Below are 25663 nucleotides of genomic sequence, written 5' to 3'. Positions count from 1 at the left end.
CGACGCTCACTCAGCCTTCCTCGTCGCGTTGTTTTTCGTCCATGCGCAGGCGGCGCGCTCGCTCGGCGATCTCGTTGGAGAGCTTGCCCTTGACCGAGCCGGCTTGGTTAAGGGTCTCGTTACCGAGGCTTCTGGCGACACTGACGCCCTTCGCTCCTGTCTCAAGCGCCCTGTCCCTCACTTCCGCCGCCGCCTCCACCCATCGTCTCGCCTCCGACGACTGGCGACCGGACTCGATCCCGAGCCGCGCGTGGAAGTCATGGACGCCGGTCACCACGTGCTTGCTCGCCTGGACCACAGCCGGGGACTTGGCCGGGTACAGCAACACCTTCGCATTGGCCGCGTCGGCAGCCGAGTTCATCCGGGCTACCAGACGCTCGGTGCTCCGGGAGATGAGATCCAGCCGCTTCTGTCGGGCGACCCGAAGCCCGAGGCGATGCTGGTCCAGCTGATCCGGATTCGCGTCCAGCACTCTGTCGAGTTCGAGCACCGCGATCGCGTCCTGTAGTTGGAAGCAGCGAGCAAGAACAGCGAGCCACTCCCGAACCTTGGGCTCGACTTCCCTGACCGTCGTGACGAGATCACCGATCTTGGACTTGTTCTCCAACTTTTCGGCGAGGGCGTCGAGTTGACGCAGTGCGTACACCTGGACATCCGCGATCGTCGTTGGCGCGGTCTGCACCTTCGACCATGTGACCTCGGAGACCCGGCCCACCTGCTCTCGGATGGCCATGGTCTCCTCGATCACGAGGTCCATTCCGATCATGCGGGACAACACGGCGTCCTTCTGGGCACGGAGTACGTCGTCGACCTTCTCGTCGATCGTGGCGAGGTAGTTGGTGATCTCGTCCATGGTCTGCTGCATCGAGAGCTGTGCCATGAGGCCTGCGGCACCAGCCAGGCGTGCGGGGTTGGTCAGGAACGAGCCGGCCCCCTTCTCGATCTGGAGCCAATTCTTGATCGAGCCGGGTTTCCCTATCATCGCGTGGCTGATGCCCGGCGTCTTGCTTTGCATCAGCCCGAACTTCTGGACGCGCTCCGCGGACTCCTTGGTCAGCTTCACCCAGCGACCGGAGTTGGCGGCGATGTCCGAACCCGCCTGCACGACTGTAGCCCCGGTGCCGAAGAGAGACTTGAGCCGTTGCGCTCCGAGGTCCTTCGACGGCAGCCCTTCCGAGGCGAGGAAGCGTTCGACGTCTGTCGCGTTCCCGATGACCGCCAGTCCGTCGCCGTCACTGATCAGCTGGATCTCGTTGTCCATCGCCTGCTCCTGGAGTGGCTTATCGCAGTGGGAAGTAGTCGGGGTGCGCGCGGCGGTCACCGGGCCGACCGATGACCGCCGTCTGGGCCTTGCGGGTGTCTTCGTCGAAATGCGACATCGGCACCCCGTGATACGAGCTCGGTCAGGCGGGGTGTCGGGGGCCGTGGCCCGGGGGTGGGGTGAGGGTGGAGGTGTAGTTCTCGCCGTCGACGAGAGGGTTCTCCAGGGTGAGGCCGGCGGCGGCCATGCGGTCGTACTCGGCGAGAATCAGTTCCTTGGTGCGGTATGTGCCGTACTTGGCCTCGTCCTTGCGGCGGACGATGGGGAAGGTGTCGAGGATGTAGTCGACATTCTCGACAGATACGCCATAGATGTGGAAGAAGAAAGCGTCAAGCTCTGCACGGATACGCCTGCGACGGGGTTCATCCCAGTGGAATGGGGTGCCCGTGTCACCGAGGTACTTCGCGAAGCCAACCATATCGGTGCTGGTATAGGTGAGTTCAAGTATGCGGGGAGCGATGAATGCCGAGTGGGGGGAAAGCTGCGTGGGGGTAGGAACTGGGAGCTGCCTCACCGTGAAGAACTTCAGGTGGGTACCACTCAAGTTCTGGCGTGCTGCGTAGTCGAAGGCGAAAGAGGACCAAGCGGAGCAGAGAAGTTCTGGACGTTGAGGGAAGGCCAGAAGGAAAGTATCCGCAACGCCTGCTTTCGGCATGAGGGAGGCGATCATGCTGCGCTCATCGGTGGCGCGGCAGATGTCGCGCCATCCAAGCAGGAATTGCTTATCCCATCCGTTCTCGGTGAGACGGGCGTGAACGCCGGGAACTGTAACTTCTTTGTTATTTTTGTTAGTGACGGTTTCGGCTTCCGCAACCCAGTACCGCGGTTGAATTAGAGCGTGACTGTCATCCTTCTCCCCGGTGGACAGAGCCCTGGTCTCACTGTAGGTACCATACGTGGCCCACCGAGGGTCGAAGTGGTGAAGCATTTTCGCCTCATAGAGAGGGAGCATGCGATTGGCACCCTTTGTGAAAACGCTGCCATCCAGCGTCCAGCCAGAGGATTCCAAGTCTTCACGAGGGTGCATAAGAGCTGAGTCGTGACCCATGTCGTACATGCGTAGGAAGGAAACATTCCAGGGATTGCTGCGCGGTGCACTCTCCTTCCAGAGCACAGGCAGGCGCCGGTACATGTCCAGCGTGATCTCCGCATCCCGCCTAGACCTGAACACCGGAAGTGTCCCCGTGTTCGGGTTGAGCAAGGCAATCTCGTCCGGCGTCAGCGTGAACGTTTTGTTCACGTCGTCCAGTTCAGTTGCGGAGTGGAGGAAGAATGCGAATCTGGCTTCCGATTCGCGCAGGGACCGGCCGACCATGGATAGGATGCTGAACTTCATCCGGGAATCCACGGCGGGGAACAGGCCGGCGCGATTCTCGAAGTCGAACAGCGCCGCCATCGATCCACTCCGCACCAGGTCCCCGGAGAAGTGCTGCGTCCTCGCATCCGTGGCGATGCCTGTCGGTACGATCACCCCGGCCCGGCCCTTCGGCCCGAGCAGTATCCGGTCCGTCTCCGTGAACACCGCGTAGGTGTTGAGGTTGCCCTGCCCCGTCAACGGGACCCGCCCCGACCGTCGCAGGAAGTGGCTCTCCGCGTACACCTTCCGCTTGCCCGCCTCGAACTCCTTGTACAGCGGAAGTGTGTCCGGGGAGTCCTTGAGCGCGTCGATCATCCTCTTGCGCACCGCCGTGCGGGACGCCTCCGCGATCTCAGGGGCCCGCTGCGCAAAGAACTCCTGCTCGCGGAAGTCCACACTGTCCCACGGCGGATTCCCCACTACGCAGTCGAAGCCCCCGGCCCACCCGGTCGCCGCTGACACGTCCCGCCCATCCTCGGGCACGGAGAACACCTCGGGGAACTCCAAGTGCCAGTGGAAGAAAGAGAACTGCTCTCGCAGCCGCCCGATCTCGACCTCGGTCTCCGCCGGCACGTTCTGAACGTTCGGGTCCTCCAGGGCCTTGAACAGGGCGTGCGTCACGGGTCGCGGTGCTTCCGGCGTCTTCAGCCATACGAACGCCGCGCACCAGGCGTCTGCGACGAGCTGAGCGCGCTGGTAGTCGGAGGACGTCGTCCACTCCCCGTACGCATCCTCCTGCCGACGTACGTCGGTCAGCTCCTCGGCCTCGACGAGCGTGATGGACCGCAGGCGCTTGGCGAACGCCGTGTTGGCGACCTTGACCGACTCACTGCCCAGGTCGAACAGGCTGCCCTGGCCGACCCGTTCCTGCTGGTTGATCTTCTCCAGGGCCTTCGCATGCTTCTTGTCGTCGCCCTCCGTCGCGATGAACGCTTCGTCGGGGATGCCGCCCTGGAGGAGCTTGGGCGTGGCGCCGATCAAGCCATTGCCCTGCTTCACGTGGGCGTCCAAGAAGCTTAGGGGCTTGCCGGGCTCCAAGGCCTCCAGCCACAGGGACACCTTCGCCAGGTCCACGGCCATCGGGTTGAGGTCCACGCCGTAGATGCAGCGGGCCACGACCTCGTGCAGTGCATGGCGGACCGCGCTCAACGTCGGCTCGGGGTTGCGCTCCCGTACCGCCGCGACCCGCTTGGCGATCCGGCGGGCCGCCGCCACGAGGAAGTGCCCGGAACCGCACGCAGGGTCGCAGACCGTCAACGAAAGCAGCTCGTTCACGATCGCGTCCGACGGGTCGGCCGCACCCGACTGCGCGGCTGCTTCCTCGCCGCGCTTCATGGCGTCCTCTATCACCGGGTCCAGGCTGGAGTTCAGCAAGCACTCGATGAGCGACGACGGCGTGTAGTAACTCCCTGTTGTTTTCCGGGTGTTGCCCGCCACCTCGATCAAGGTGAACGTCCGCTCGGCCGCGCTGTACTTCGGCTCCAGTTCCAGCAGGGACTCGTACACTGAGCCCAGCTCCTCGGCGTCGAGGTGCCGGTAGTCCACCGCCCGCCAACGGCCCGAGCTGCCGTCCCGGACCTGGGACAGGTGCCGTACGGCCGTCAGCAGCGCCTCGTTGGAGAGCTTCAGGCCACGCAGCGGGACATCCGTGTCCGTGTCGTTGAACAGGCCGCCGAGGCCAGGGAGGCCCAGCTCGGGGCGGCCCTTCTCGTCACCGAGGGCCGTCAGGACGATGCGGAGGGCCTCGTACAGGTCCCCGTGGGCCGTCCCGCGCCGCTTCCGGGCGTGGGCGCGCAGGCGGGCCGACGAGAAGTACGTCTCGTACCGCTCGCGCGCGATCCCGTCGGCACCCGGCGACAGCAGCGCGTCCCGGTCCTCCGCCACGAAGACGAACAGAAGCCGGTACACCAAGCGCAGCAGAGCCTTCTGCAAGGGCTTCGGGTAGACGTCTTCGCGCAGGGAGCTGTTTTCCGGGTGCCGCAGGAAGCCCGTGCCCAGCGCCGTGATGGCCTCCTGCACACCCTTCCGCAGCTGGTCCAGCGCCCGCGTACCGCTCGCGATCGCCTCCGTCCGCCACTTCTCCAACCAGCATGTGGACGGTGCCGCCCCCTCCGCCACCTCGACCCGCGACACGTGCAGCAGCCGGTACAGCAGCACGAACTCGCTGAACAGCTCGCCGTCGAAGATCGCCTCCAGGTCGAACTCGACGTACGACGCCGTGGCCAGCGCGCTGGAGTCGCGGAGCAGCCGCACCTGGCGCCCGTTCGTCAGGACGCCCCATAGGTGGGTCTCCGTCCGGTTCAGGCACTCCTGGAGCATCGACTGGGGCGGGACCGTGCCCGCGCCGGCCGGGCGCTTGTCCAGCTCGGCGTTCCAGGCCGTCTGGTGGATCAGGGCGTGGCCCCAGCGGTGGGAGACCGGGAACTTCTTCTCCGCGTCCGAGTCGGCCGCGATGCCCGTCGGGCCGACCGGCGTCAGCCGGCCGAAGCCCAGCTCCCGCCAGAGCGGTGCCAGCCAGTCGGTGTCGGCGCGGCCGGTCGGGTCGGAGGCCGGGACGCCCGTCTCCGTGTCCTCGGGCAGGTGCTTGCGCAGGTCGCGCCAGAGCGGCTTCAGGTACTCCCAGCTGCGCTCGGCCTCGTCGCGGACCGAACGCGACGACGGCAGTCCGTAGTCGGCGGGCTTGGAGCCGGGGACGTCCTTGCCCTCGGAGATGCGGACCAGCATGTCGGCCGGCAGCAGGCCGCCGACGGTGTGGACGGCGGTGAACACCTGGTTGCGGGTGGTGGCGGACATCAGGCGGACACTCCAGCGGGAACAGAGGCGGTCGCGGGCAGGTAGACGTACGTGCCGAGGATGTCGGCGGGCTTCTGGGCGGTGACGGACAGGCCCCGGACGATCTCGCCGGAGGCGGCCCGCACCCGGCGGTGGGAGGCGTCCAGCTCGGCGGCCAGCTCGTCCCCGTATGACTCCAGGTACGGCGTTACATCGCCCAGTTGACCCAGGATGCGGGTCATCGTGCGTTCGCCGGACGCCGCGGCCGTGTTCTCCGTCGCCCGCGCCTCCAGCAGTTCCACCGCCCGCTCCTGCGGCAGCCACACCGCGTTCCTCGGGGCGCCCTCGAAGGCCAGCAGGCGGGCATCCTCCGCCACCACCTGCTTCTCGCCGTTCCGGGACGGCAGCGTCAGGTGGAAGCGGTAGCGGACCAGCAGCAGCGTCGTGCGCGTCGACACCGCGTCCGTCGTCACCACGCCACACCGGCGGGCCGGACGCGCGCCGTCCGCCTGCGTGTCCAGGGCCGCGTTCAGCACGTGCGACGCCAGCGCGCCCACCACCGGGTCCGTGCGGACCAGCGCCGCCTCGCCCCGCGCCACCGCCGGACTCGACCGGAACGGGATCGGACGGTCCCGTTCGACCGTCTCCGCCCCCACCACCGGCGCCAGCGCGTCCCGCAGGCCCACCGGCGTGCCGCCGACCTGCGCCGTGAAGTCCGCGACGGAGTCGCCGGAGTCGCGCAGCACCGCGCCCAGCGCGCTCAGCGACTCCCGTACGAACGTGTCGATCTCGCCCGCGCCGCCCAGCGCCTCCCGAACGGCGGCGACCTCGCGGGCCACCTCCTCCGGGTGGATGGAGCGCTGGGCGAACCGCGACCGGGACGCCTTCTCCCGGTCGGCCGCCGAGTTCCAGTCCTGCTCCAGGTCCGCGAAGCTCTGCTGGAAGGAGTCCGACTCGAACAGCGCCTCCTGCTCGCCCTGCCGGCCGCGCAGCAGCAGCCACTCCACGATCGCGTCCGTCACGCCCGTCGACATCTCATCCGGCACCGACACCGAGATGCCGAGGTCCTTCTTGATCTGGCGGTGCTTCTTGATCAGCACCTCCAGGACCTTGCCGTCGATGCCGTTGTCGTCGCCGTACAGGGTGATGACGCGGACCTCGTCGCGCTTCTGCCCGTAGCGGTCGACGCGGCCCTCGCGCTGGTCGTGGCGGGTGGGGTTCCACGCCAGGTCGTAGTGCAGTACGGCGTCGAAGTGGTGCTGGAGGTTCACGCCCTCCGAGAGGCAGTCGGTGGCGATCAGGACGCGGCGCGCGGCGGCGTCCTCACCGGCCTCCGCCGCCAGCTCCTCGATGCGGTCGATGCGCTGCTGCGGGGAGAGCGTGCCGGTGACCGCCTTCACGACCGTCTTCGCGCCGAGCGGGCCGCGCTTCTTCGTCTCCGGGTCGTTGCCGAGCTGCTCGGCCAGGTACTCGGCGGTCGGGATGTAGCGGCAGAAGACGATCGGGTTGTAGCCGTCGGCCAGCAGGGCCTTGAGGTGTTTGATGAGCGCCTTCAGCTTCAGGTCCTGCGCCGAGCCCTCCAACGCCTGCGCCCGCTCAGCGAGTTCGGCGAGGCGCGAGCCCGCGTTCTCCTCCGTCTCCGCGCCCGGGGCCACGTCCATGCCCTCCAGCGCGTCACTGTCCGCCGAGTCGCTGGTCAGCGGGGCGCCGAGCCGGTCCGCCTCCTCCGCCGACGCGGCCACCGCCGCCGCGGACCGGGTGCGCAGGGTCTGTGCCGCCGCCCTCGGTGACGACACCATGGAGCGCAGCAGCGCGATCGCCGACCACCAGGCGATACGGGCCTCGCGCCGGCCCTGGCCGTCCGCCTCCTCCACGCGCTCACTCGCGTACGCGATCGCGTCGTCCAGCAGTGCCCGGTACTCGGGGGACAGCTTGTACGTCTCGTCCTTGAAGTAGCGGTCGGACGGGAACGCCGTGCGCTCGGCGAGCGAGTCGTCCGCCAGACCGTCCTCCTTCGTCAGGTACTGCCGTACGTCCGCCCGCTTGCGGGCCACGAAGTGCTGGGCGAGCAGCTTGCGGCCCTTCTCCGAATCCAGGTCCACGTGCGCCAGATCCGGCCTGACCAGGCCCAGCAGGTTGCGGAACGCGGACTCCTTGCCGCTGTGCGGGGTCGCCGTCACCAGCAGCAGGTGCCGCTCGGCGTCCTCCGCGACGCGGCGCAGCAGCTCGTAACGGAGCTGGTTCTGCGTGCTCACCTTCGAGTCGTCGGAGGTCACGCAGGTGTGCGCCTCGTCGACGATGACCAGGTCGGGGCAGTGCCGTACGAAGTCGTCACGGTGGCGGGTGGACTTGATGAAGTCCGTCGAGACGATCACGTGCGGGTACTTGTCGAACAGCGACTGCCCCAGGTCCAGGCCCCGCTCCAGGCGCGAGACCGTCGACGACAGCACCAGCTCCGCGTCGATGCCGAACTTCGACCGCAGCTCCTGCTGCCACTGCTCCGCAAGCGCGGGCGAGCACAGCACCGCCAGGCCCGTCGCCTCGCCCTGCGCCAGCAACTCGCTTGCGATCAGGCCCGCTTCCACCGTCTTGCCGATGCCGACGTCGTCGGAGATCAGCATGCGCACCGTCTTCTGCCGCAACGCCATCAGCAGCGGTACGAGCTGGTACGCGCGCGGCTCCACCGCGATCCCGGCCAGAGAGCGGAACGGGCCCGCGCCCGAGCGGAAGCCGACGCGCAGCGCCGTACGCAGCAGGCCGGCCGCCCGCTGGTCGCCGAGGTCGCCGGGCTCCGGGGGCGCGAACTCGGCGCCCTTCACCGTCTCGAAGGCCGGGAACACCGCCGCGATGTCGTCGTCCGAGCCGCCCAGCGGGCGCAGCACCAGCAGGTCGGGCTCGCTCTCGGGGAGTACAACCCATTCCCGGCCGCGTGCGGTGACCAGGGAGCCTGCGGAGTACGTGAGTGCCATGTCAGTCGTCAGATCCTCGGAAAGGAGCGGTGCGGGCGGTCAGTTGGTGGTCGGGTTGCCGAAGCAGTCGGCGTAGGACGCGACGAGGGCGTCCCAGTCGTCGCCGGGGCGGAAGCGGATGGCCTCCCAGCCGGCGTCGAGGAGGCGTTCCTCGGCGTCCTCGTCGCGCAGGGCGGTCTGCTCCGTGTCCGGCAGGTCGACGAAGACGGCCAGGCGCGTGCCCGGCTGCCGGTAGACGTAGTCGGGCATCGCGTTGGCCTCAGTGAGGAGGGTGCCGGTCTCCGTCGGCAGGTGCAGGCCCTTGGCCTTCACCCAGCCCAGGAAGTCGCCCGCCTCCGCCAGTTCCGCAGCCGCCGCGGCCTCCACCACCGTCGGTCCGGCCGGGGACGGGTCGGTCACGGAGACCAGTCGCCGGTACTGCTCCGACCGCGACTCCCCGCGCGCCTCCCGCGTGGCCGTCGCCGACGCGAAGCGCACGAGCAGCGCCGCCACCGTGTGGCGGTTGATCCGGGCGTGGTCGAGCTGGTTGCCGTACGTCAGCAGGCACTCGTAGCAGCCGAGCGCGCAGGCGCGGTCGCCGCGGTGGGCCTCACCGCCCTCATCCGTGCCGTCGGCCGCGAAGTGGCAGATCTCCAGGGCGCGGCGGGCCGCCTTCGCCACGGCGTCGTCCTCCGCCTGCAAACGGCGCAGGACGCCCGCACCGCCCTCCGCGGCCTCCATGAACAGGATGCGGCGGCGCGGACCGTCGTCCGGCGGCAGCAGCTCCGCCGTCAGCTCCGCGTCCTCCAGTTCGAACGCCGCCTCGATGCCCCGCTCCAGCGCGTACATCAGCGTCAGCGCGACCGGCTCGGGCAGCGCCTCGTCGAGGGTGACGACGAGGATGTTCCGGCGGTCCTCCACGAACGGGATGACGCGCTTCTTGCGGCGCCGCTCGTTGCCGTCCGCGTCGATGACCGGAAGCTCGCTGGAGTCGCCCGAGGCCTCCGACGCGTCCTTGTCGTTCATCCAGCGGCCGTCCGTCAGGTCGAGCCAGTAGCCCGGCGGCTCGTCCTTCTTGGCCCGCACCCGGCCCGTGTTGGTGATCCGGATGGTCGCGGAGTCCCCGTAGGCGATCTCGGCGAGCTGCCCGCCCGCCGCGTCGGCGACCGTCGCGTTCAGGCGGCCCTTGCGGGCGCCGTGGTCGTGGAAGCGGTACGACGTCTCCAGCCGGAAGCCGGCCCGGCGCCGCTCCTCCTCGTCCGAGGAGATCCGCTCACGGCGCGTGGTGTACACGGTGTGCAGGTGCAGCAGGCCGTAAGTCGCCGAGCTGAGCGGCTCGTCGCAGAAGCCGCAGCGGTCCTCGCGGTCCTTCGGGTCGTGGTGGTAGCCGCAGTGGGCGCAGCGGCGGGCCTCGCCGGTGGTCAGCTCGCCGGAGGAGTCCGGCGGCAGCTGGATGCGGGTCACCTGGTAGCGGGCGCCCTCGTGGTAGATGAGCGAACCGGGGCCGAACTCGCGGATGGCGAGGAAGCGGGGCCGCTGGAGGTAGTCGCCGTCGCCGCGGCGGCGCCCGATCGTCGGGATGTACGCCGCCAGCGGCAGCCGCGGGAAGCTGTAACCGGGCAGGAAGCCCTCGGAGGCCAGGTAGCGGTACGGGTTGAAGTCCGAGAGGACCGACTTGCTGTCGACGCTCTCGTTCATCAGCAGGTTGAGCTGTGTCTCCGCCTCGCGGCGGCGGGCGTTGGCGCGGTTGCGGTCGGTCTCCGTGAGGCTGTAGTCGAGACGGCGCTTGTTCTGCACGTACTGGTCGTCCAGCGCGGCGCGGAACAGGCTGCGCCAGCGGTCGAAGGCGCGGTCGAAGCGCTCCGGGACCGTGCGCACCTTGTCCTGGATCCAGTCGTCGTGCCACCAGGTGGTGTCGGCGAACTCCTTCAGCAGCGGGCCCAGGACGGCCAGGGCCGCGTCCACCGTGCGGCGCTGCGCGCCGTCGTCGTGCGAGGCGTCCAGGATGTCGGGCAGCAGCTCCAGCGCCGGGTCGGGGCGGTCGCCGGTGTCCGGGTGGGACACGTCGAGCACATCGGGGATGGAGCGGCCCAGGCGCAGGCCTGCCTCGGCGATCCAGATGCCCTGGAGGTGGGAGAGGACCAGGTCCTCGTTGGCGAGGTCCAGGCGGGGCGGGGCGACCGCGCCCGCGACCATGCGGTCGGACTTGTGGAAGTAGTACTGGTCGTGGCTGTTGCCCGTCGCGCAGTACGTCGTCACCAGCGCGGGCTGGCCGCTGCGGCCCGCACGGCCGGACCGCTGGGCGTAGTTCGCGGGCGTGGGCGGCACGTTGCGCATCATCACCGCGTTCAGCGAGGAGATGTCGACGCCCAGCTCCATCGTGGGGGAGCAGTACAGCAGCTTCAACTCCGCCTTGCGGAAGGCCTCCTCGCGCTTCTCCCGGTCCTCCGGCGCCACCTGCGCGGTGTGTTCGCGGGCGAACAGGCCCGCGAGCGCGTCGGCGGTCTCCCGGTACAGCTTGAGGAAGAAGGTGTTGATGCGCGGGCCGTCGCCGCTCTGGTAGGTGCGGGTGAGCGGGTCGTGCGCGCCGGACTCGCCCTTGCCGGCCCGCCAGACGAGGGACTGGGCCGCGACCCGGTAGCCGGTCGTCGTCGGGCCGGACGGGCGGCGGAAGCGGCCGGGGCGCTGCGGGGCGGTCTCGACCTCCTTCACCAGACCCGCCTTGGTGAGGACCGTCAGCAGCTGGGTGATGATCAGCTGGAGGTCGTCCTGGTCCAGCCCGGCGAAGGAAGTGTCCGTGCGCCTCAGGTACTTGCCGTACTTGCCGCGCGCCGACAGGAACAGGCTGGCCCGGTCGGCGCCCGGCCGGGACGGGTGCGGGTACGCCGTGCCGACCTTCGGCTTGTCACCGGAGGACAGCACCCACGGGTCCACCAGCCGCTCCTCGGTGGCCCGTTGCAGCGACTCGAAGGTGTCGTCGCGGAAGTAGGACACGTCGATCGCCAGCGAGCGGCGCATCTCGTCAAGGAGTGCCTTGACGATCTCCGCGCGCAGAGCGGGGTCGGCGTCCCGCAGCGCGGGGTGCGTGGTCTCCCAGCGGTCCTGCTTGCCGGCCACCCAGTGCAGGTCCTCGTAGTCGATCTCCAGCAGGCCCGTCTGCTCCAGGTTCGGCATGGTGATGCGCCAGCCGCGCTCCAGGTCGAGGTAGAGCCGGAAGGCGACCATGTCGCGCAGCGTGCGGGCGGCGTTGCGGGCCAGGCCGGGGGAGAGGTCGGTGTCGCCGGTGTAGTCGGCGGGGGCGAGCGCGAGGGCGTTGGTGACCGCCGAGGCCAGCTCCTCGTGGTGCAGGCCGTCCTCGCCGGCGTCCAGAGCCGCCCGGTACAGAGCCCCGCGCAACTGGGTGATCTGCACGAAGTCGTTGAAGTGGCCCGCCTGGAGGGAGGCGTCCTGCCGGTTGTCGACGAACGTGAGGAGCTTGCGCGCCTCCTTGTCCAGGGCCTCCTCCGGCACCGACTTCAGCGACCGCACGATGGACGCCGAGACGAGCGATGTCGCCGAAGAACGGCCCTCCTGGTCCAGCGTGGCCAGCTTGGCGAAGTCACGGCCGCGCGTCTGCTCGTACGCCACCCCGCAGTGCAGGCAGAAGAGGAACGGGGACGGGACGAAAGCGGCCTTCAGCTCGCCCTGGCCCTCCTGGCCGTACGGGTCGACGGTGACCGCGCGCGGTACGCGGTCGCGGTAGGCGCGCTTGACGACCTCCTGGCCCCGGTCGTCCACCTCCAGCCAGGACTCCGGCAGCCGGCGGTCGTCGACGGCGTACTGCACGTTCGACGGCCACTCCCGCTCGTGGTCGACGTACAGGTAGCCGTCGCCCTGCCGGCCGCCGGTCGCCGAGGTGTCGCGGCGGGCCTCGTAGCGGACCTCGCCGTCCTTCTCGGTGCGCCACACCGTCAGGTACTCCTGGCCGCACTCCCGGCAGAACGCCAGCGGCATCAGCAACTTGCCGCCACTGCCGGGCTGTTCCAGCTGGTAGGAGCGGGTGAGGTGACGGGAGAGCTTGTCCTCCAGGGTGACGTACACGGTGTCGCCCTTGGAGAGGAACTGGTGCAGCCGGAACGCGAACAGGGGGCGTTCGGTCAGTGGGTGGCGGGCCTGTGAGCCAGCCTCCAGTGTGGCGCGGATGGCGGCGACGCAGTCCCTCTCGGGCACGCCGGACTGCTCGCTGAGCTCCTTCGCGGCGATCTCGATCTTCGCCGGCCGCTGCCGGACCAGGCGGCCCGACGCCGCGTCCTCGACCAGGCCGAAGCGGCTCTCGATCCAGCGGGCCAGCGGGTCACGGACGAGGTCGTCGTAGGCGCGCGGGGCGGCGGGGGAGGTGAGGCGCTCGGCCGGGACGGTGTCGGGTGCCTCGCGGGTCGCGCGGACCAGGGTCTCGCCGATCACGTGCTCGGGCCGCACCGTCGTGCCGAACAGGGTGCTCGCGACCTGGGCGACCACACGGCGCTGGTCCTCCCAGGTGCCCTCGGTCGACATGGTCGCCGAGGTGCCGATGCACTGAAGCTCCTCGGCCTGGCAGGCCTCGCGGACGCGGCGGATGAGCAGGGCCACGTCGGCGCCCTGACGGCCCCGGTAGGTGTGCAGTTCGTCGAAGACCAGGAACTCCAGGCCCCGCGCCATCCGGATCAGGCTCGCCCGGTCGGCGGGGCGGGTGAGCATCAGCTCCAGCATCACGTAGTTGGTGAGCAGGATGTCCGGCGGATTGTCGCGGATCTCCCTGCGCTTCTCGTCGTCCTCCTGGCCCGTGTAACGGGCGAAGGTGACCGGCTCCTTGCCGGTGCCGTAGCCGTCGCGCAGGTACTTCTCCAGCTCGCGCAGCTGGCTGTTGGCGAGTGCGTTCATCGGGTAGACGATGATCGCCCGTACCCGCTTGGGGGCGTCGGGGCCCTCCTGGTCGCGCTCGTGCAGCACCTTGTTGACGATCGGCACGATGTAGGCGAGGGACTTGCCGGATCCTGTGCCGGTCGTCAGCACGTACGAGGCGCCGGAGGCTGCGGCGTCGATGGCGTCGCGCTGGTGGCGGTGGAGGGTGAGCGGGCGGCCGTCGCAGACGGTGCCGCCCTCGGTCTTTTTGGCCTGGAAGATACGGGCGCACTCGGCGTGCAGCACCTTCTCCTGGGCGAGTTCGACGACGGTGCCGCCGCCCTGGAAGAACGGGTTCAGCGACAGCCAGGGGTCCGGCCACTGCGACTTGTCGTCGAGGTCCTTCTCGACGTAGTCCGCGATGCGGTCGTCGCGGATGACGGTGCCGCCCTCGGTGAAGGAGCGGTAGTCCTTGATGAGGGCCCGGTGGACGCCGAAGACGTCCATGCCGGCTCCGGCGGGCGGACCCTGCGCGGCGGACGGCTCCTCGGCGTCGTCGTCGGCGGCGGTAGCGGGGGCGGAGGCCGGGGCGGGCGCCGCCTCCCGCACGGGCACGGTCGGGTCGAGCGCAGCCCAGTGCGGCAGCAGTGACGCCCCGGCGTCGAGCACGGCGAGCGGCAACAGTGCCTCCCGGACGGTCACCGCGTCGGCGGGACGGTCCGCCGGGTCCTTGGCCAGCAGACGCTCCACCAGCCGGGCCAGCTCCACCGGGACCTCGCGGCGGATCGCGCGGACCGGGGCCGGCTGCTGGTTCACATGCCGGTCGGCGAGCTCGTACGCGGACTCGCTGGTGAACGGCGGAACGCCCACCAGCATCTCGTACAGCACGCAGCCCAGCGCGTAGAGGTCGGCGGCCTGGGTCACCTGCTTGGCCTGGCACTGCTCCGGGGCCATGTAGCGGGCGGTGCCCACGCTGACGCCGGTGCTGGTCAGCCGGGTCTGGTCCGGGTCGTCGGCGATGCTGCCCATGCCGAAGTCCAGCACCTTGACCGTGCCGCCCTGCGTGAGCATCACGTTCGCCGGCTTGAGGTCGCGGTGCACGACACCGGCGGTGTGGGCGGCGGCGAGGCCGGCCGCTATCTGCGCGCCGATCGCGGCGGCCCAGGAGACGGGCAGCTGGGACTCCTCCTCGATCAGGTCGCGCAGCGTCTCGCCGTCCAGGAACTCCATGGCCAGGTAGGGCAGGCCGCCGGCCTGGTCGTCGATGCCGCCCGCCACGAGACGGGTCAGGTTGGGATGGCGCAGCCTGCGGGTGATGCGGACCTCGCGGGAGAAGCGCTGCACGGCCTTGGCGTCGCCGCCGGTGTCGATCTGCGAGCCGGTGCGGCGGCGCAGGATCGTCTTGACGGCCACGGCGCGCTCGGGAGTGCCCTCCGGTGCGTGCAGGTCCTCAGCGCGGTGGACCTCCCCCATGTTGCCCCTGCCGATGACCTGTCCGATGCGGAACCTGCCGTCGACCAGCTCCTGGCTCACTGCCCCTCGCTCCTTCGCTCATCGTGCACATTCCCGCGTGTTGCCCTGACCGGGTGGACGGGAACCCCCCTCACGTGTCACTGCGCCCACTCATCGTGACAGAGGGCAAGCGGCAGCGGGGGCTACCGTACACGACGGGGGAGTCCAGGGGCGGTGATTGTGCCTGTTGACATCATCAACACATTACCCCTAGCGTTGCCGTGGAATCGGTGGGAGGGGACTCATGGCGCGGTTTGCTGCGGACGACGGAGGCTCGTCCGCTCTGCGCGCGGCGCTCGGTGTGCTGCTGACGCAGCTGCGGAGTGCGGCCGTGGACGGTGTCGTGCCGGAACGCGTCTTCACGGAGAGCGTGCGGGATCTCGCCCTGGGGGACGCCGAGCGGGAGAGGCTGCGGCACGAGCTCGCCCGGCTGGGGCTGCCCGTGCGGGAATTGCACGTGCACACAGGAGGCGACCGCCGAGACGGTGAAAAGGTTGCACAGGACTGTGGCGAAAGTGTGTTCCCGCGGTTGTCTCCGGTGCGGCACCTGCTCACCCGGTACGCGGACGCCGATGGCTACGTCACCTCGCGGGTCATCGACGGTGTGGTGCGGCTCGCCGGACTCAGCGCGCGTGAGGCCGCGCAGCTGCGGGCGGAGACGTCGGTGCGGGCGCCGGAAGGGGAGCAGGCCGCCGGGGACGGAGAGGAAGCCGGTGAGACGGACACGTCGGCGACAGCGGCAGGAGAAGCCGCCAGTGATCCGGAAGCTGCCGAAGCCGACGGGCCGGACCTTGAGGAGCCGTCCGCGGGGGCGGTGGTGCAGGGGGACCTCGCGGAGTCGGTGGCCGCGGCGCACGCCGTCCTGGACACCGACCGACGTGTGCGGAAACCCGGCAGCCGGCTGCTGAGCGCGCAGGCCGAGGTGGGGCTGACCGTGCTGGTGCGGGGCGGGCCGGACCGCATCGCCGAGGAACCCACCGAGGACGAGCTGAAGGCCCTCCCGCCGGGCGACCTCAGAATCCGGGCACGCGACTGCCTCGTCCTGCACAACCAACGACTCGTGCACGCGCTGGTGCGGCCCCATCTGGAGCAGGGGCTCGACTACGAGGACCTCCTCCAGCACGGCTTCCTCGGCCTCCTCAGGGCCGCGCGGAAATTCGACTGCACCAGGGGCTTCAAGTTCTCCACGTACGCCACCTGGTGGATCCGCCAGAGCATCACCCGGGCCATCGCCGACGAGGGCGCGCTCATCCGCGTCCCGGTGCACATGCACGAACAGATGCGGAAAGTCGCCCGGGCCGAACGCGCCCTCGCCGCCGAGGGGCGCCGCGCGGGCGATGCCGATGTCGCGGTGCGGTGCGACATGACCCTGCAGAAGGTGCAGGAGATCCGACGCCTGACCCACCGCACCGACTCCCTGGACCGTGTCATCGGCGACGGGGCGACGCTGGCGGATTTCGTTGGGGAGACCCACACCCTGCCGCCGGTGGAGGCGCAGGTGGTCGGGGCCCTGTATGTGGACGACGTGCTGGCCCTGGTGGACACGTTCACTGAACGAGAGGCGCGCATCCTCGTGCGGCGGCTGGGGCTCGACGGGGACGAGCCTTCGACGCTGGACGAACTCGGCCGCGAGTTCGGGGTGACGAGGGAGCGCATCCGGCAGATCGAGGGCAAGGCGCGACCAGCGCTGCGCGCCCGGCTGCGCGAGGCGGGCCTCATAGGCATCGAGGCCGCGTGCGAGAAGGCCGAGCGTGCGGCGGAACGCGCCGCCGAGGCCAAGAGGGCGGCACGGAGCGCCCGTTCTGCTCAGGCGGCCCGGTCCGTCCGCGTGCGGCTCACCCTGCGCAAGGTGAGGGCGGAGCGCCTTGCTCGGCTGGCAGGGCAACAGGCCGAGGAGACCGGCACCGTTCCGGTCGCCGAGGCGGAGCCCGGACGCGAGGCGACGACGGACGCCCACCACGACGCCCGCGCCGGTGCGGCTGTCGACGTCGAGGACGCGGCCGATCCCGGTGCGGCCGCTCACGCTGAGGAGGACGTCAACGCCGGTGCGGCGCCTGCTGTCGTCGGCACAGAGGCGGTGCCGGACGTCGTCGCGGCCGACTGGGAGCGTGCCTGCCGCATGGCCGAGGCACCCGTCGACCAGCTCTGGTGGCTCGCCGACTACGCACGGGCGGCGCTGGGTGACGACGGCCTGGCGGCACTGTTGGGGCAGTCGGCGGCCAGGGTGGTGACGGAGGCCCGTGCAGTCGGGCACCTTCCGCGTGCGGAACTGACTGCGCTGGAAGTGCTGCGCCGCGTCTTCGACGCCCTGGTGACCGCCGGGCGGCGGCCGGAGGACTTCTTCGACCGTCCCGCCGAAGCGCTCGTCGGGGCGACGCCTCGCGACTATCTCCAGCGCAGGCCCCTGGTGAACCGCGAGTCCCGACTGGCAGTACGGGACGCCCTGCGGGAGTTCCTCGCCGGCGCGCCCACCGGGAACCGGAACGCGGACGCGCACCCGCCGCAGCGGACGCGAGCAGTGGAGACGGAAGCTCCCAAGCCGCTTCGGCCCGAAGCGGACACGGACACGGATACGGACACGGCAGCGCAGGTTTCCGGCCTCGTCGCGACCGACACCCCCGTCGAGCCCCCGCAGACCACCGCCGACTGGGACAAGGCTCTGACGTTGACGGAACCGCCGCTGGGCGGGGGCGTGCCCTGGCTCGCCGAGTACGCGCTGCTGGCCCTGGGGCATCTGCAGCTGTCTGTGCTCCTCGGCCCGGCCGCCGATGCCGTGGTGCGAGCGGCACGCCATCGGGGCACCCTCGATCGCCCTCTCGTCCAGGCCCTGGAAACGCTTGGGGAGGTCTTCGCCGCGGTCAAGCAGAGGGGGCTGCGACCTGAGCACTTCTTCGAGTCGCCCGCCGGGGTGCTGGCCGGGGCGACTCCCCGCGCGTACCTGGCCACGAAACCTCTCGTCCGCGCCGCGTCGCGCTTCGCCGTGCGTGACGCGCTCCGGGACTTTGTGGCGGCATCACCGGCGCCGATCGGTCCCACGGCGGAAGGGGGCAGCGACGACGTCGGCACGCCCGGGACTCCGACGGACGGCACGAGGGATGAGAACCAGACGCAGGCTCCCACAGGCCCCGTACGGGAGGCACGGCCACCGGTCGCCCCCGAGCGACTGCCCGCCGAGAACCCGGCTTCCGCCGAGGACCCGGCATCCGTCAGGGGGTCGGCTTCCGCCGAGGACCCGGCTTCCGCCAGGGGGTCGGCTTCTGCCAGGGGACTGGCCCCCACCGAGGGTTCGGCCCCCGACGAGGCCCGGTTCGCCTCGCTGGCGCGGGAACACGAGCGTTTGCTGAACGAGGAGCGGGCTGCCGCGCAAGAGCGTGTCGCGGCCGTCCGAGCGGAGGCCGAGCGGGAACTCGACGCTTGGGAAGAGGTGCTGTTTGCGCGCATGGATGCCCTCCTGCTCCGGCGCGAGCGGCGCATCCGTGCCGAGGCCGAGCTACGCGTCGCACAGCTCAAGGCCCAGCACGACGCGGCGTACCGGTCGGTGCTGGACAGAGCCCAGAATGCCGAGGAGGCCGCCCGGTCGGCGCACGAGCAGCGGGACCGGACCGGCGTCCTGGAACTGCGGCTGCGCCAGTACCGCGAGGGTGCCGAGGCACGCATCGCGGATCTCGAATCGCGGCTGAGCGAGGCCGAGAGCTCTGCCGCCGAGCGTGAACGCGCCACCGGCGCATGGGTCGCGGAACTGGAGACCCGAGTTCAGACGGCCGAGGCGGCCGTCACCGACCGGGAGCGCGCCGCCGCGTCCGCACGGGAGGAGTACCGCCAGGGGGCTCAATTGCGCATCGCCGAACTGGAAACCCGACTGCGAGACGCCGAGGACGCCCTCGCGCAAAGGGACGCGTTCGTCGAGGCGGCCCGTCGGCGCGCGGAAGAGGCTGAGCAACAGGCGGTACAGCGCATCGCGCACAGCGAGCACGACGCCCGGCTTCGCATCACCTCCCTGCAGACGCAACTCGACCAGGCCCAGGCGCAACTGGCCGCTGCACAGGAAGCAGAACGCAGCCGCGGATTCCTCCGGGACCGGTGGCGCAGGTCCTGAGCCGCCGGCCGTCCACTCGTCCCCCCACCCTTCAAGAAGACCAGGAACGCCATGGACCCCAGACAGGAACTCGTCTCCTACCTGCGGCGGCAACTCGTCGGCCCGGTCGACGGCGACGAGGAGACGCTTGACGCACCGCCCGACCGGCAGTACCTGATGGGCACCCTCTACCCGCAGGAAGCCGACCTGCAAGGTCAGCTCGACCTCGCCAAGGAGGAGTTCGAAGGGGCCGGCACCGAGCGGGGAGCCGAGGACACCGCACCGGCGGGCGACCCCGTACCGGAGTCGAACTCCTGGCTGCCGTCGTCGCTCGGCTTCAGCTTCTACACCGATGCCGAGACCCTTGAGGTGGAGTGCTCCGCCGCCCGCTACCTCACCCGGGCGCGCAGCGGTCAGCGCGGACGCACGTGGCAACGGGTCGCGATCCCCACGGAGTCGCATCTTCTCGGTTCCGACCGCCATCACGTCTCCGTGCTGGACGCACGAGCCGAACTTCGCATCAGGCGAAGGAACTTCGGTGCCGGGAAGCTCGTCACCGTCGCCCTCGTCAACACGGCCCGGTACGAACCCGCCTCGGGGAAGACCGCCCACTGGGACGGGATGCTGTTCCAGGTGGAACTGCGGGCACGGCCCGTCGACGGGCAGGTGCTCCAGTACCCGAGTGTGCGGCTCGCGAGCCGCGACCTGGAGGAGCAGGAGCTGCGTCTTCAGTACCGCCACGTGCGCACCCACGCCGTCGGCCACGGGTGCGCCGTCGAGGAACTGCGGGACGACAGCGGGCAGGCGGTGACCGGACTCCGGGCGGCCGTGATGCCCGAGGCGGAGGTCACGGGCGTACGAGCCGCCGGACTGACCGACACACCGGTGCTCAGCCTCGCCCACCTCGCCGACCCGGCCGTCTCCGTCGACCAGCTCCGCGAGGAACTCGCCGAGTTCGCCTCCGCCTACCGGGCCTGGTATGTCGGTCAGCTCAACACGGAGGTGCCCGAGTGGGGACGCGAGGCCGCCGAGCGTGTGCTCGGACGGATCGGCACCGCCGTATCGCGCATCGAATCCGGCGTACGCACCCTCTGCGACCCCCGACGCCCTGAACTGCTGCACGCGTTCCGGGCCGCCAACCACGCCATGGCGCTGCAGATGCGCCACTCCGCCGCCGACCTCGCCGGCACCAGGCGCCCCCGCCGCGACAACGGCGTACCGCCGAACCCAGAACCGTTCCCGGACGCCACCTGGCGCCCCTTCCAGCTCGCGTTCTTCCTGCTCGCCGTCGACGGCGCCGTCGACGCCCGGCACCCTGACCGCGCCGTCACGGACCTCATCTGGTTCCCCACCGGTGGTGGTAAGACCGAGGCGTACCTGCTGCTGGCCGCGTTCGTGATGGTGCTGCGCCGGGGCGGGCCGGACGGCGGAGGCACCGCCGTACTGAGCCGCTACACCCTCAGCCTGCTGACGACGCAGCAGTTCCAGCGTGCCGCCACGACCGTGTGCGCCCTCGAGTCCATGCGCCGCGCCGACCCGGTTACCTACGGCGAGGAGCCGTTCTGCATCGGGCTGTGGGTCGGTGAGACCACCACCGCCAACAGCTACGACAAGGCGCGCCGCGACTTCGAGACCGCTCGGGCCGCCGCCACCCCGGACGACGTGTTCATCCTCGACCGCTGCCCGTGGTGCGGCACACGCATCCTGCCCGCCCACAAGTCGCCGGACATCGGCGACTACGGGGTGCGTGCCGCCGCCGACTCCTTCGCCTTCTTCTGCCCCAGGGACGCGTGCCTCTTCCACGACGAGCTGCCCGTTGCCGTCGTGGACGAGCACCTGTACGACCGTCCGCCCACCTTCGTCCTCGGCACCGTCGACAAGTTCGCCCGGCTCGCCTGGGAACCCCGCGCCGGGCGGCTCTTCGGATCCGGCACTGGGAACCGTCCGCCGTCCCTCGTCATCCAGGACGAACTGCACCTGCTCACCGGCCCGCTCGGCACTACCGTCGGCCTCTACGAGGCGGCCGTCCTCGGGCTGTGCACCGCACCGGACGGAACCCGCCCGAAGGTCGTGGCGTCCACGGCCACCATCCGCCGCTCGGGGGAACAGGTGCGCGCCCTCTACGGGGGAGACGTCCAGCTCTTCCCGCCCGCCGGGCTCGACGCCCGTCACTCCTACTTCGCCGAGCCCGACACCTCTCGCCCGGGCCGTCGCTACGTTGGTGTCATGGCACAGGGGCACACGGCAGGCCGCGCGTCCGTCGCCACCGCCGCCGCCCTGCTCCAGGGGGCGTGGGAACTGCCCGAGGAACACCGGGACGCCTACTGGACCCTCGTCGCCTACCACCACAGCCTGCGCGAACTGGGCCGCACGGTCACCGCCGCCGCCGACGACATCCCCGCCCAGCTCGCCGGACTCGACTCCGGCAACGGCGTACGTCCCCTGCCGGACCAGCAGGTCGAGGAGCTCACCAGCAACCTGCCGCGCTCCGAGCAGCCCGTGCTGCTGGACCGGCTGGAGAAGGGCTGGGACGACACCAAGTCGGTGTCCTTCCTGCCCTGCACCAACATGCTGTCCGTGGGTGTCGACGTGAAGCGGCTCGCGCTGATGCTGATGCAGGGCCAGCCCAAGACGACCGCCGAGTACATCCAGGCCACCAGCCGCGTGGGCCGTCACTCCGTACCCGGTCTGGTGGTCACGTTCTTCAACGCCACCCGTCCCAGGGACCGTTCGCACTACGAGACCTTCGACGTCTACCACCGGGCGCTCTACCGGCACGTCGAACCGACCAGCGTCACCCCCTGGTCCGTTCCCTCCCGACGCCGCGCCCTGCATGCCGTGCTCGTCGTCCTCGTGCGGCACCGGCTCGGACTCGCGGCCGAGAACCAGGCGGGAGCGATCCTCGACCGGATGCCGGAAGCGGAGACGCTGATCGACGAGTTGGCCGCCCGCGCCGAGACCGCGGAGCCGGGCACCGGCGACGCGGTACGCAAGGAACTCGCCGGGCTGCTCTCCGAGTGGGAGGACGTCGCGCGCCAGGCCCGCAAGGACGGCCGCGAGCTGTACTACCGCAGTCAGGGCAAGGGCCAGTCCAACCTCATCAAGAGCTTCGAGCAGGTCTACGGCCTGTGGGAGACACCGAACTCCATGCGCAACGTCGACCGGGAATGCCAGGTGACGGTGAAGGGAGCCGACCTGTGAGCCGCACACTCCGGGTACGTCAGTCGCAGACCGTGGTGCCCTTCGGCGTCGGGGCCGTCTTCGACATCCAGGGTGAGTCATTCGTCGCCACCGGCATCGGCGACTGGCCGTCGCGCGGCAGGCAGCCGATCGAGTCGGCCCGGCTCGCGGGCCGCCTGGGCGTCTCCGGCTTCTTCGCCGCACCCGCCACCGCCAACGACCGCTTCGACATCGCCGACGCGCCCGGAGCGCCCTACATCCGCTTCCCCTCCTGGCTGTTCTGCGGGGCGTGCCGACGCATGAAGCGATGGCGGATCGCCGATGAGAAACACGGGCAGGCACCGCGCTGTCCGTCCTGCTCCCCGGCGCGGACGCTGGCACCCATGCGGTTCGTGCAGATCTGCCAGGCCGGTCATCTCAGCGACGTCGACTGGTGGTTCTGGGCGCACTCGCGGCGGGACGGGGGCGAGCGGCGGCAGTGCGGGGAGCGCGAGAAACTGAGGTTCCTCGTCTCGGAGCGGGCCTCCGGCCTCGAAGCGCTGTCCGTCGCCTGCACCGCCAAGGACTGCGGGGCCGTCCGGGACCTGCTCGACGTGCTCGGCACGCACGGCCTGCGCTGCTCCGGCCGCAACCCGTGGCAGCGCGCGAGCGAGGCCGTGCAGTGCCCGAGGCCCGTACAAATCGTGCAGCGTACCGCCGGCAACCTGTACTACCCGATCGTGCACTCGGCGCTCGACATCCCCGAGACGGACGTACCCGCGTACGCCGACGACGCGCTCGCGGACCAGGTGCGTGAACACCACCTGTGGGTGTCGTTGTGCCGGGACGCCGCATCCCCGCGAGCCGTGCTCTTCCGGCAGATGATCCAGGAGGACACGGCGGCGGATGACGCCTTGCTGGACGCTCTCCTCGCCGAGGAGACGGGCGTCATGAGTCCGGCCACCACCGCTGCCTCGTCCGAAGGCCCCGCCAAGCCGGACCTGAGCAGGGAGGAATGGGCCGCGTTCACGGCGCCGGCCCCACCGGCCACTCGAGACTTCGCCCTGCGCGAGACGACGCTCGGACTGGCGGGGGAGACCGCCGAGCCGTGGGCCGGTCTCGCCGGCCATTTCGGGCGCGTCGTCCTCGCCGACCGGCTCCGTGAGGTCCGCGCCCTGTCGGGTTTCACGCGGGTCTCCCCGGACGCAACCGTCGTCCCCGCCGACACCTCCCGCCGGTTGAAGTGGCTGCCCGCCGTCGAGGTCTTCGGCGAAGGCATCTTCCTCACCCTGGACCGTGCCGCACTGAAGGACTGGGAGGACGATCCGGACGTACGCACGCGCGTCCAGGGCATGCGGGCCGACCTCGACCGCTCCTTCCAGAAAGACCGACTGGAGAGCGTGACCGGACCCGAACTGTCACCCCGCTTCGTCCTCTTGCACACCCTGGCCCACCTGCTTATCCGGCAGCTGTCCTTCGAGTCCGGCTACACCACGGCGAGCCTGCGCGAGCGGATCTACGCCCGATCCGAGCAGGACCAGTACGGCGTCCTCGTGTACACGGCCGCCGGTGACGCCGAGGGCACCCTGGGCGGACTCGTCCGCCAGGGGGAACCACCCCGACTGGCCGAAACGCTGCTGCGCATGACCGAGTCGGCCGCCTGGTGCTCCGCCGACCCGCTGTGCGCCGAACACACGGGGCAGGGGTTCGGCAACCTGAACAGGGCCGCCTGCCACGCCTGTGCCCTGCTACCGGAGACCAGTTGCGAGGCCGGGAACAGCCTCCTGGACCGGGCCCTCGTCATCGGCGGCGAGCGGGTCCCCGGCTACCTGCAACCCGTCGTCAGCGCGGCCCGCGCCGCCGCAGCCGACGCCCTGGAGCAGCCATGACCATCACCTATCTCGACCTCGCCCCCGACCAGCGCGCGGGACTCGACGGCCTGCCCTTCGACGGCAATCATCTGGTCAGCGGACCACCGGGCAGCGGCAAGAGCGTCCTGGCCGCGCAGCGCGCCGTCATGCTCGCCCTCACCGGCACACCCGTGGTCCTGCTGACCTATTCGAACCTGCTGCGTCAGTCGCTCGCCGGGACCGTGCACGCGTTGGGGCCGGCGGACCGGTCGGTCCGCGTCATGACGGCACACCGCTGGCTCGCCGAGTGGTACGGCGCGACACCGCCCCGTACCGAAGACGGCTGGTACGACTGGGACGCGCTCCACAACCGGGCCGCCGATCCCACGTCCACCGCCCCCACTCTGGTCGTCGACGAAGGCCAGGACCTGCCCCCCGAGTTCTACCTGCTCTGCCGCATGCTCCAGGCCCGCACGACCGTCTTCGCGGACGAGTGCCAGCGGCTCACCGACACCAACTCGACCCTCGACGAGATCGCCCGCAACCTCGGCCGGTGCACACGGCACGAACTCGACGGCAATCACCGCAACACCGAGCAGATCGCGGAACTCGCCGCACACTTCCACACCGGTTCGGGCACGCCGGCAGTGCCCGGCCGCCAGGGGCCGGTACCGCGCCTGCACCGATTCCACGAGCGGGGAGCCGCCGACCTGCTCATCCTGCTGGCAGAGGCGCAACCCAGGAAGAGCATCGGGGTGATTGCGGGGTCCAAGCACACCCAGTTCTCGCTGCTCGGCAGCATCCAGAAGCGTGCGCCGCGCCTCAAGCCACAGCTGTACACCTCCGAAGCCCGGGGCAGCCTGTACCGCAGCCTCGACCTCGGCCGTCCCGGAATCGTGATCGTGCACCGTGCGAGCGCCAAAGGGCTCGGCTTCGACACGGTCCTCATCCCCGACACGCACCGTGACGCGGCAACCGACCCCACGTCAGCCGCCCTGCGCATGTCCTACTACGTCATGACCACCCGGGCCCGCCAAGAGCTCCACCTCGGCTACGAGGGTGACTCCGAGCCCCCGCTTCTGGCTCAGGTCGGCCGCGGGGCCCTGTTGCGAGGGTGAGGCGGGACGGCACTGACGAGCACGGGCGGACGAACCGGTCCGCCCGTGCTTGTCAGACCGATGACGCTTACTGCATATGATGTGCAAGTGCGCACCAGTGACTACACCATCCGCCCCGCCACCCCCGCCGACCTCGACGCCGCCCGCGTCGTCATGCTCGACACCGTCTACCGCGACTTCGGCACCGGGTACGTGCCCCGTTGGCATCGGGACATCATCGACCTGGACGGTGCGTACCTGACCCCCGCCCGGCACACCCTCCTCGTCGCCGTCGACGAGCGGGACGGTGAGGTCGTCGGCACCGGTGCCCTTGACTCCCGCGGCCCCGCGCATCCCCCGAACCCCCGCCACGTCGCCGAGCGCTACCCCTCCGGCGTCACCGCGCAGTTGCGTCGCGTGTACGTCCGGCCCGGGCATCGCCGGCGCGGGCTGGCGCGGAGGCTCGTCGACGAGTTGCTCGCGTTCGCCGCCGCCGACGGGGGATACCGGGCCGTGTACCTGCACACCGACCCCGCCGTCACCGGGGCCGAGCCGTTCTGGCGGTCGCTCGCCAAGGTCGTGCACGACGAGCGCGAGGACGCCGGTGGAGGGCAGGGCATCGTGCACTTCGACGTGCCCATGCGGTAGGGGCCGGACCCTCGCGGCATTGTGGAAATCATTTTCATGTAGGGTTTCCCTGCGTCGCCGCCCC

Annotated in this window: 9 protein-coding genes; 5 read left to right on the top strand and 4 right to left on the bottom strand. The window is 70.3% G+C overall.

The window, feature by feature from the left end:
* Nucleotides 1–10: 10 nt before the first annotated feature.
* From ACFWJB_RS09665 to ACFWJB_RS09650, 4 genes are all read right to left on the bottom strand, one after another.
* Entirely contained in the window at nucleotides 11–1261 is a 1251-nt protein-coding gene (locus tag ACFWJB_RS09665; RefSeq protein WP_386921371.1) for a hypothetical protein, read from the bottom strand.
* Between the two features lie 142 nt (nucleotides 1262–1403).
* Nucleotides 1404–5471 (bottom strand): Eco57I restriction-modification methylase domain-containing protein, encoded by a 4068-nt coding sequence (locus ACFWJB_RS09660; RefSeq protein WP_386921369.1) that lies wholly within the window; start codon nucleotides 5469–5471, stop codon nucleotides 1404–1406.
* Nucleotides 5471–8419 (bottom strand): helicase-related protein, encoded by a 2949-nt coding sequence (locus ACFWJB_RS09655; RefSeq protein WP_386921367.1) that lies wholly within the window; start codon nucleotides 8417–8419, stop codon nucleotides 5471–5473. The genes ACFWJB_RS09660 and ACFWJB_RS09655 overlap by 1 nt, the downstream gene beginning before the upstream one ends.
* A 39-nt stretch (nucleotides 8420–8458) precedes the next feature.
* Entirely contained in the window at nucleotides 8459–14791 is a 6333-nt protein-coding gene (locus tag ACFWJB_RS09650; RefSeq protein WP_386921365.1) for a protein kinase, read from the bottom strand.
* Between the two features lie 223 nt (nucleotides 14792–15014).
* Here ACFWJB_RS09650 and ACFWJB_RS09645 point away from each other — a divergent pair, with 223 nt between their 5' ends.
* The 5 genes from ACFWJB_RS09645 (at nucleotide 15015) to ACFWJB_RS09625 (ending at nucleotide 25599) form a co-directional block, all read left to right on the top strand.
* A complete protein-coding gene (locus ACFWJB_RS09645; protein WP_386921363.1) occupies nucleotides 15015–18866 on the top strand; it encodes a sigma-70 family RNA polymerase sigma factor in 3852 nt (1283 codons plus the stop codon).
* A 51-nt stretch (nucleotides 18867–18917) separates the two neighbouring features.
* Complete coding sequence (locus ACFWJB_RS09640) at nucleotides 18918–22046, top strand: helicase-related protein (RefSeq protein WP_386921361.1); 3129 nt, start codon at nucleotides 18918–18920, stop codon at nucleotides 22044–22046.
* Nucleotides 22043–23893: a DrmB family protein gene (gene drmB, locus ACFWJB_RS09635; protein WP_386921359.1), complete on the top strand. Its 1851-nt coding sequence runs from the start codon at nucleotides 22043–22045 to the stop codon at nucleotides 23891–23893. The genes ACFWJB_RS09640 and drmB overlap by 4 nt, the downstream gene beginning before the upstream one ends.
* Complete coding sequence (locus tag ACFWJB_RS09630) at nucleotides 23890–24972, top strand: AAA family ATPase (RefSeq protein WP_386921357.1); 1083 nt, start codon at nucleotides 23890–23892, stop codon at nucleotides 24970–24972. The genes drmB and ACFWJB_RS09630 overlap by 4 nt, the downstream gene beginning before the upstream one ends.
* A gap of 87 nt (nucleotides 24973–25059) precedes the next feature.
* Nucleotides 25060–25599, top strand: a complete 540-nt coding sequence (locus ACFWJB_RS09625) for a GNAT family N-acetyltransferase (RefSeq protein ID WP_386921355.1) — start codon at nucleotides 25060–25062, stop codon at nucleotides 25597–25599.
* The last annotated feature ends 64 nt before the right edge of the window (nucleotides 25600–25663 follow it).

The sequence above is a fragment of the Streptomyces sp. NPDC127100 genome, assembly GCF_042724095.1.
Classification (GTDB): domain Bacteria; phylum Actinomycetota; class Actinomycetes; order Streptomycetales; family Streptomycetaceae; genus Streptomyces.
Note: the sequence above shows the minus strand (reverse complement) of the source record. Positions and strands in the feature narration are given on the sequence as shown.

Coding starts and splice junctions, on each gene's coding strand:
- ACFWJB_RS09640 (WP_386921361.1), top strand. CDS start 18,918: ATGGACCCCAGACAGGAACTCGTCTCCTACCTGCGGCGGCAACTCGTC.
- ACFWJB_RS09660 (WP_386921369.1), bottom strand. CDS start 5,471: ATGTCCGCCACCACCCGCAACCAGGTGTTCACCGCCGTCCACACCGTC.
- ACFWJB_RS09655 (WP_386921367.1), bottom strand. CDS start 8,419: ATGGCACTCACGTACTCCGCAGGCTCCCTGGTCACCGCACGCGGCCGG.
- ACFWJB_RS09645 (WP_386921363.1), top strand. CDS start 15,015: ATGGCGCGGTTTGCTGCGGACGACGGAGGCTCGTCCGCTCTGCGCGCG.
- ACFWJB_RS09665 (WP_386921371.1), bottom strand. CDS start 1,261: ATGGACAACGAGATCCAGCTGATCAGTGACGGCGACGGACTGGCGGTC.
- ACFWJB_RS09630 (WP_386921357.1), top strand. CDS start 23,890: ATGACCATCACCTATCTCGACCTCGCCCCCGACCAGCGCGCGGGACTC.